The organism is Pseudomonas sp. PDM03, from assembly GCF_014852385.1.
Taxonomy (GTDB): domain Bacteria; phylum Pseudomonadota; class Gammaproteobacteria; order Pseudomonadales; family Pseudomonadaceae; genus Aquipseudomonas; species Aquipseudomonas migulae.
The window spans coordinates 83,471-91,790 of record NZ_JACVBM010000023.1 but is presented as its reverse complement, the minus strand read 5'-3'; the positions used below and the strand labels follow the sequence as shown (position 1 = coordinate 91,790).

The 8,320-nt window shown below is 61.1% G+C and carries 6 protein-coding genes; 2 read left to right on the top strand and 4 right to left on the bottom strand.

Annotation, left to right across the window (positions count from 1 at the left end; genetic code table 11):
• Positions 1-128: 128 nt before the first annotated feature.
• The 4 genes from IB254_RS25405 to IB254_RS25390 form a co-directional block, all read right to left on the bottom strand.
• Positions 129-2,975 carry a valine--tRNA ligase gene (locus IB254_RS25405; protein ID WP_192420104.1) on the bottom strand — a complete coding sequence of 949 codons (2,847 nt, stop codon included), beginning with the start codon at positions 2,973-2,975 and terminating at the stop codon, positions 129-131.
• Positions 2,976-3,202: 227 nt separating this feature from the next.
• Positions 3,203-3,592 (bottom strand): DNA polymerase III subunit chi, encoded by a 390-nt coding sequence (locus tag IB254_RS25400; RefSeq protein WP_192420102.1) that lies wholly within the window; start codon positions 3,590-3,592, stop codon positions 3,203-3,205.
• An 8-nt stretch (positions 3,593-3,600) separates the two neighbouring features.
• Positions 3,601-4,029, bottom strand: a complete 429-nt coding sequence (locus tag IB254_RS25395) for a DNA polymerase III subunit chi (protein ID WP_008026678.1) — start codon at positions 4,027-4,029, stop codon at positions 3,601-3,603.
• A gap of 60 nt (positions 4,030-4,089) precedes the next feature.
• A complete protein-coding gene (locus tag IB254_RS25390) occupies positions 4,090-5,580 on the bottom strand; it encodes a leucyl aminopeptidase (protein ID WP_192228538.1) in 1,491 nt (496 codons plus the stop codon).
• 311 nt (positions 5,581-5,891) lie between these two features.
• Here IB254_RS25390 and lptF point away from each other — a divergent pair, with 311 nt between their 5' ends.
• A complete protein-coding gene (gene lptF / locus IB254_RS25385; RefSeq protein WP_008042482.1) occupies positions 5,892-7,010 on the top strand; it encodes an LPS export ABC transporter permease LptF in 1,119 nt (372 codons plus the stop codon).
• Positions 7,003-8,064, top strand: coding sequence for an LPS export ABC transporter permease LptG (gene lptG, locus IB254_RS25380; RefSeq protein WP_008042483.1), 1,062 nt, complete (start codon positions 7,003-7,005; stop codon positions 8,062-8,064). Before lptF ends, lptG begins: the two co-directional genes overlap by 8 nt.
• Positions 8,065-8,320: the final 256 nt, after the last annotated feature.

The window sequence follows — 8,320 nt, the reverse complement described above, 5'->3', positions numbered from 1 at the left end:
GATCCAGGCGACGCGGTGGATCAGATGCACCGCGCCGCCTGGATCGCCAGCAAGCCGGCTCCTACAGGACTGCGGGGAAATGAAAAAGGGAGGCCACTTGGGCCTCCCTTTTTCATTGCGATCTGCCGTTACAGGCTGGCAATCCGCGCATGCTGCTCGGCCAGTTTGCCCAAAGCCTGTTCGGCTTCAGCCAGTTTGGCGCGTTCCTTCTCGATGACTTCGGCCGGAGCCTTGTCGACGAAACCGGCGTTGGACAGCTTGCCGCCCACGCGCTGGATTTCGCCCTGCAGACGCAGGATTTCCTTGTCCAGACGGGCCAGTTCGGCGTCCTTGTCGATCAGGCCGGCCATCGGCACCAGCACTTCCATCTCACCCACCAGCGCGGTGGCGGACAGCGGTGCTTCTTCGCCGGCAGCCAACACGGTGATCGATTCAAGACGAGCCAGTTTCTTCAACAGGGCTTCGTTCTCGGTGAGACGACGCTGATCTTCGGCGCTGACGTTTTTCAGGAAAATGTTCAGCGGCTTGCCCGGGCCGATGTTCATCTCGCCACGGATGTTGCGCGTGCCGAGCATCAGTTCCTTGAGCCATTCGATGTCGTTCTCGGCCGCCGGATCGATGCGCTCTTCATTGGCCACTGGCCAAGGTTGCAGCATGATCGTCTTGCCTTCGATACCGGCAAGCGGCGCGATGCGCTGCCAGATTTCTTCGGTGATGAACGGCATGAACGGGTGCGCCAGGCGCAACGCGACTTCCAGTACGCGCACCAGCGTGCGACGGGTGCCGCGCTGGCGCTCGACCGGTGCGTTTTCGTCCCACAGCACAGGCTTGGACAGTTCCAGGTACCAGTCGCAATACTGGTTCCAGATGAACTCGTACAAGGCTTGTGCCGCGAGGTCGAAGCGGAACTGGTCGAGTTGACGGGTCACTTCGGCTTCGGTGCGTTGCAGCTGCGAGATGATCCAGCGATCCGCCAGCGACAGTTCGTAGGCTTCGCCGTTCTGGCCGCAGTCTTCGCCCTTGTCCAGCACGTAGCGCGCGGCGTTCCAGATCTTGTTGCAGAAGTTGCGATAGCCTTCGACGCGGCCCATGTCGAACTTGATGTCGCGACCGGTGGACGCCAGCGAGCAGAAGGTGAAGCGCAGGGCGTCGGTGCCGTAGCTGGCGATGCCGTCGGCGAACTCGTCGCGGGTCTGCTTCTCGATCTTTTTCGCCAGTTTCGGCTGCATCATGCCGGAGGTGCGTTTCTGCACCAGGTCTTCCAGCTCGATACCGTCGATGATGTCCAGCGGGTCCAGGACGTTGCCCTTGGACTTGGACATTTTCTGGCCTTGGCCATCGCGGACCAGACCGTGAACGTAAACAGTCTTGAACGGAACCTGCGGCGTGCCGTCTTCGTTTTTCACCAGGTGCATGGTGAGCATGATCATCCGGGCAACCCAGAAGAAAATGATGTCGAAGCCAGTCACCAACACGTCGGTGGAGTGGAATTTCTTCAGGAATTCGGTCTGCTCAGGCCAGCCGAGCGTCGAGAATGTCCACAGGCCCGAACTGAACCAGGTGTCGAGAACGTCGTTGTCCTGTTGCAGCGCAACGTCCGGACCGAGGTTGTGCTTGGCACGCACTTCGGCTTCGTCGCGACCGACGTAGACTTTGCCCGACTCGTCGTACCAGGCCGGAATCCGGTGGCCCCACCACAGTTGACGGCTGATGCACCAATCCTGGATGTCGCGCATCCACGAGAAGTACATGTTTTCGTACTGTTTAGGCACGAACTGGATACGGCCGTCTTCAACAGCGGAAATCGCCGGTTCAGCCAAAGGCTTGGTGGACACGTACCACTGGTCGGTCAGCCACGGCTCGATGATGGTGCCGGAGCGGTCGCCTTTCGGCACTTTCAGTGCGTGATCGTTGACGCTGACCAACAGGTCCGCGGCGTCGAACGCAGCAACGATTTGTTTGCGCGCTTCGAAGCGGTCAAGGCCGACGTATTCAGCCGGGATCTTGCCGTCGATGCTTTCGTTCAGCGTGCCGTCGAGGTTGAACACCTGGCAGGCCGGCAGTACGGCAGCGTTCTTGTCGAAGATGTTCAGCAGCGGCAGGTTATGACGCTTGCCGACTTCATAGTCGTTGAAATCGTGGGCCGGGGTGATTTTCACGCAACCGGTGCCGAATTCAGGGTCGCAGTAATCGTCGGCGATGATCGGGATGCGGCGGCCAACCAGTGGCAGCTCGACAAATTTGCCGATCAGGGCTTTGTAGCGTTCGTCGTTCGGGTTAACCGCGACGGCGGCGTCGCCGAGCATGGTTTCCGGGCGAGTGGTCGCGACGATCAGGTAATCATTGCCATCAGCGGTCTTGGCGCCGTCGGCCAGCGGGTATTTCAGGTTCCACAGGAAACCTTTCTCGTCATGGTTTTCCACTTCGAGGTCGGAAATCGCCGTGTGCAACTTGGTGTCCCAGTTGACCAGACGCTTGCCGCGATAGATCAGGCCGTCTTCGTGCAGGCGCACGAACGCTTCTTTCACCGCTTCCGAGAGACCGTCGTCCATGGTGAAGCGCTCGCGGCCCCAGTCCACGGACGAGCCGAGACGGCGGATCTGACGGCTGATGTTGCCGCCGGACTGATCCTTCCATTCCCAGACTTTCTCGAGGAATTTCTCACGGCCCAGGTCGTGGCGATTCTGGCCCTGGGCTTCGAGTTGGCGTTCCACCAGCATTTGCGTGGCGATACCGGCGTGGTCGGTACCCGGCTGCCACAGGGTGTTGCGACCCTGCATGCGGCGGAAACGGATCAGGGCGTCCATGATCGCGTTGTTGAAGCCGTGACCCATGTGCAGGCTGCCGGTGACGTTCGGCGGCGGGATCATGATGGTGTAGGACTCGCCCGCGCCTTGCGGGGCGAAGTAATTCTCAGACTCCCAGGTGTTGTACCAGGAAGTTTCAATGGCGTGCGGCTGGTAGGTCTTATCCATGCGCGGCGGGACCCTATTGGCATTAATTCAGGAAAAGCCGAGGAGTATAGCGGGGCATGGGGCGCAGGGCGAGCGGGGGCGGACAGGGCGCAGTATCAAAAACACCGCAAATCCCCCTGTGGGAGCGAGCCTGCTCGCGATAGCGGTGTATCAGTCAATTCATTAGTGACTGACACTCCGCTATCGCCGGCAAGCCGGTCTCGCTCCCACAGGGATTTGTGTTGGGTTCAGTCGTTGTACTGGCTCAACAACCGCTCAAGGCGCGCGCTGAGGCGGCGTTTGATTTCGGTTTCGATGTGCGGGGCGAAGTCGTCGATCACATCTTGCATGATCAATTGCGCGGCGGCGCGCAGTTCGCTGTCCAGGTGCAGCAGGTCGTCTGGACCTTTGGTTGCAGCGGGTGCCGGTTGCGCTGCAGTGGCGACTGGCGTCGGTGCGACGGTGGGCTGACTGGCGCTGACCGTGTCGAACAACATCGGAATCTGTTCCTGCTCTCCATCGTCGACCGTGTCGGTCAGCAGCGGTGGTTGCAGGTTGTCATCGCCGAGCAATTGGCGGATCGACTCAAGGTCGTCCAGCAGGTGCGCGGACTTTTGCAGCGGTTTTGGAGTGTCCATCGGAATGCTCAGAGTCGCTGTAAACGGTGATCTTGCAGAGGATAGCCCTGTTCGCGGTAGAAACGGAAACTCTCCCGCGCAGCCGTGCGTATCGCCGGATCCTCCACCACGACCTCCGCCACCCGGGCGAATTTGTTGGCAAAGGCAGGGACTTTCAGGTCGAGGTTGACCAGCAAATCCTGATGTTGACCGCAGTCATCGCCAAGACCCAGCACAATCAAACCGTCGGGCTCGCTTTCGGCGGGGCCGTGGGGCACGAAGCTTTCGCCCTTGAAGGCCCACAGGCGTGCATCGAGATCGTCACGCTGGGCGGCATCGCTGCAATGCAGGTAGATGCGATGGCCCATGCGCCAGGCTTTATCGGTGAGCTTGCAGGCGAAATCCAGCCGTGCCGAAGGGTCGGCGCTGGGCAGGATATAGAAGTCGACTTTGGTCATTGCAGTTCCTGAGCCCCAGGCGGCGTCGCCCGAAAGCAACGCCGCCCGAGGTCATCGGTTTCAGGCTTTGGCGCGGTCCAGCAGGTACTGGGTCAGCAATGGAACCGGACGGCCAGTGGCGCCCTTGTCCTTGCCGCCGCTGGTCCAGGCGGTGCCGGCGATGTCCAGGTGCGCCCAGTTCAGGTTCTTGGTGAAGCGCGACAGGAAGCAGGCAGCGGTGATGGTGCCGGCTTTCGGGCCGCCAATGTTGGCGATGTCGGCGAACGGGCTGTCCAGCTGCTCTTGATACTCATCGAACAGCGGCAGTTGCCAGGCGCGGTCGTCAGCCGATTGGCCGGCGCTCAGCAGCTGGCCGATCAGTTCGTCGTTGTTGCCCAGCAGGCCGGAGGTGTGCGCACCCAATGCAACGACGCAAGCGCCGGTCAGGGTTGCGATGTCGATCACGGCTTGTGGCTTGAAGCGCTCGGAGTAGGTCAGGGCGTCGCACAGCACCAGACGGCCTTCGGCGTCGGTGTTGAGGATTTCCACGGTCTGGCCGCTCATGGTGGTGACGATGTCGCCCGGACGCGAAGCGTTGCCGCTCGGCATGTTCTCGGCGCAGGCCAGGATGCACACCAGATTGATCGGCAGCTTCAGTTCGAGCACGGCGCGCAGGGTGCCGAAGACGCTGGCGGCGCCGCCCATGTCGTACTTCATTTCATCCATGCCGGCGCCCGGCTTCAGGCTGATGCCGCCGGTGTCGAAGGTGATGCCTTTGCCGACCAGGGCGTACGGCTTCTCGGATTTCTTGCCGCCGTTGTATTGCATGACGATCAGGCGCGGCGGCTGGGCGCTGCCCTGGCCGACGGCGTAGAACGAGCCCATGCCCAGTTCCTTGATTTTCTTCTCATCAAGGACTTCGACTTTCAGGCTTTTGAATTCTTTACCGAGGTTTTTCGCTTGTTCGCCGAGGAACGTCGGGTGGCAGATGTTCGGCGGCAGGTTGCCCAGGTTGCGGGTGAACGCCATGCCGTTGGCGATCGCGGTGGCGTGGGCCACGGCGCGCTCGACTTCAGCCTGGGCCGCCTTGATGGTCACCAGGGTGACTTTCTTCAGGGCGCGAGGCTCGGCTTTCTGGCTCTTGAACTGATCGAAGGTGTATTCGCCGTCCACCAGGGTTTCGGCCAGCAGACGGGTTTTGCCATAGCTGTCGCGACCCTTGACGATCACTTCGTCCAGCGCCAGCACAGCATCGCTGCCGCCCAGGCCTTTCAGGGTGTTGAGGACGCCGGCGATGATTTTACGGAACGGGCGGTCACCCAGTTCTTCGTCCTTGCCCACGCCCACGAGCAACACGCGCTCGGCTTTCAGGTTCGGCAGGCTGTGCAGCAACAGGCTCTGGCCAACCTTGCCGGCCAGGTCGCCACGCTTGAGCACAGCGCTGATCGCGCCGCCGCTCAGTTCGTCGAGTTGTTTGGCAACGGCGCCGAGCTTGCGGCCTTCGCCGACGGCGACCACCAGGGTGGAGGTTTTCAACGTTTCTGGGTTAACGCTTTTTACAACCAGTTCCATGTCCGGGTCCCTGAATGATGGGTCAACACGCAAGTGCTCGACGACAGACGTTCGAGCCTGCTTATTTATAGAGTGAAAGACGCAAGTCACGGCTTGCGACAAAGGCCGCAGTTTGAACCTCGCTACCGGCGCCTGACAACCCTCGGTTGTACGATCTTCTGCGCTTTGGCCGCCTGCGTAACCATGCGCAGTGACAGGCGCGTCCAATCACAGGATAATGCGCCAACTTTTTTCGGCGGCTCTGTCTTGCGGGCTGCCTGATACGTTTGCTTGTTTGGCCGCCTTAGCCTGACAACCCTGGAGTGTCTGGTTTGATCGTCTTCCGTTACCTATCCCGCGAAGTCCTGTTGACCTTGAGCGCCGTCAGTGCCGTGCTGCTGGTCATCATCATGAGCGGACGCTTCATCAAATACCTCGCCCAGGCGGCGGCTGGCCTTCTGGATCCGGGCTCGCTGTTCCTGATCATGGGCTTTCGCCTGCCAGGCTTTCTGCAACTGATCCTGCCGCTGGGCCTGTTCCTCGGGATCCTGCTGGCCTACGGTCGCCTGTACCTTGAAAGTGAAATGACCGTGCTCTCCGCCACGGGCATGAGCCAGCAGCGCCTGTTCACCATGACCCTGTTTCCGGCCACCCTGGTGGCACTGGTGGTGGCATGGTTGAGCCTGAGCCTGGCGCCACAAGGGGCCAATCAGTTTCAGTTACTGCTGAACAAACAAGACGCGCTGACCGAGTTCGATACCCTCGAGCCGGGCCGCTTCCAGGCCTTGCGTGACGGCACCCGGGTGACCTACACCGAAACCCTGTCGGATGACCGCATCCACCTCGGCGGCGTGTTCATTTCGCAAAAGAACGTCTCGTCGGACAAGAAGGATCGCGGGATTTCCGTGCTGGTGGCCGAGAAGGGCCGTCAGGAAATCCGCCCCGACGGCAACCGCTACCTGATTCTCGACAACGGTTATCGCTACGACGGTAATCCGGGGCAGGCCGACTATCGTGCGATCAAGTACGAAGAGTACGGCGTGTTGCTGCCTAAACCGGACGTCAGCGACGAAGTCACCGACCGTGATGCAATGCCCACCAGTTCGTTGCTCGGCAGTGATGACCTGCGTTCGCGCACCGAGCTGCAATGGCGCCTGTCCTTGCCCTTGCTGGTCTTCATCGTGACCTTGATGGCGGTGCCGCTGTCGCGGGTCAATCCGCGCCAGGGCCGTTTCCTCAAGCTGCTGCCGGCGATTCTTCTTTATATGGCTTACCTGAGCATCCTGATTGCCGCTCGCGGCGCCCTCGAAAAGGGCAAGATCCCGCCCGCGCTGGGCTTGTGGTGGGTTCACGCAATCTTCCTGGCCATCGGCCTTGGCTTGCTCTATTGGGAACCCTGGCAGTTGAAGCGGGCGAGTCGCCGCAGCGCGCTGGAGGTGGCCCGTGGTTAAGCTCGATCGCTACATCGGTAGCAGCGTCTTTATCGCGATCCTGGCGGTACTGGGGATTATTCTCGGTCTGGCCACGCTGTTCGCTTTCATCGACGAGATGGGTGAAGTCAGCGATACCTACACCCTGGTCGATGTCTTGAGTTACGTCCTGCTGACCGCGCCGCGTCGTCTTTACGACATGTTGCCGATGGCAGCACTGATCGGCTGCCTGATCGGCCTCGGCAGTCTGGCCAGCCACAGCGAGCTGACCATCATGCGCGCTGCGGGCGTGTCGATCGGTCGGATCGTCTGGGCCGTCATGAAGCCGATGCTGATCCTGATGGTGGTGGGCGTGTTGATTGGCGAGTACATCGCGCCGGCGACCGAAAGCACCGCGCAGGCCAACCGCTCGCTGGCTCAAGGCAGTGGTGATGCGCAAAGCGCCAAGCATGGCCTGTGGCACCGTCAGGGCGAGGAGTTCATCCACGTCAACTCGGTACAACCCAACGGCGTGCTGTACGGCGTGACCCGCTATCGCTTCGACGATCAGCGGCACATGTTGTCGTCGAGCTTCGCCAAGCGCGCGAAGTTCGACCAGGATCACTGGCAGTTGAGCGATGTCACGACCACGCTGTTCCATGACAAGAGCACCGAAGTGGTCACGGCCCCGGTCGAGCGCTGGAACGTGGCGCTGAGCCCGCAACTGCTGAGCACCGTGGTGATGTCGCCGGATTCGCTGTCGATCACCGGCCTGTGGAGTTACATCCACTACCTGGCGGATCAGGGGTTGAACAATGGCCGCTACTGGTTGGCATTTTGGGTCAAGGTGTTGCAGCCGCTGGTCACTGCCGCCCTGGTACTGATGGCAATCTCCTTCATCTTCGGTCCGCTGCGTTCGGTTACCCTCGGTCAGCGGGTATTCACCGGCGTGCTGGTGGGTTTCACCTTCCGCATCGTCCAGGACCTGCTGGGGCCTTCGAGCCTGGTGTTCGGGTTCTCGCCGCTGTTTGCGGTGCTGGTGCCGGCGGGTGTGTGCGCCCTGGCGGGTGTCTACCTCCTGCGCCGAGCCGGTTGAAACACACGAACCTGTAGGAGCCGGCTTGGTGCGGGCGGCGTTCCGACGATAGCGCATCACCGCGGTCATCCAGACCCACTGCGGCGCCCCCATCGCCAGCAAGCCGGCTCCTACAAAAGCCTTCAAAAACGCCCCTGTCGCAAGACCGGGGCGTTTTTTGTAGGTGCCGTCTGACCTGCGAACGTGACGCTTGCGCCGTGGATCAGGTACAATTCCCGGCTATTTTTCGGCGGGCCATGCCTGCAGCCTTTTTGAG

Excerpts from the sequence above, each read along its gene's own strand:
- IB254_RS25405 (WP_192420104.1), bottom strand. The coding sequence starts at position 2,975 with ATGGATAAGACCTACCAGCCGCACGCCATTGAAACTTCCTGGTACAAC.
- IB254_RS25400 (WP_192420102.1), bottom strand. The coding sequence starts at position 3,592 with ATGGACACTCCAAAACCGCTGCAAAAGTCCGCGCACCTGCTGGACGAC.
- IB254_RS25395 (WP_008026678.1), bottom strand. The coding sequence starts at position 4,029 with ATGACCAAAGTCGACTTCTATATCCTGCCCAGCGCCGACCCTTCGGCA.
- IB254_RS25390 (WP_192228538.1), bottom strand. The coding sequence starts at position 5,580 with ATGGAACTGGTTGTAAAAAGCGTTAACCCAGAAACGTTGAAAACCTCC.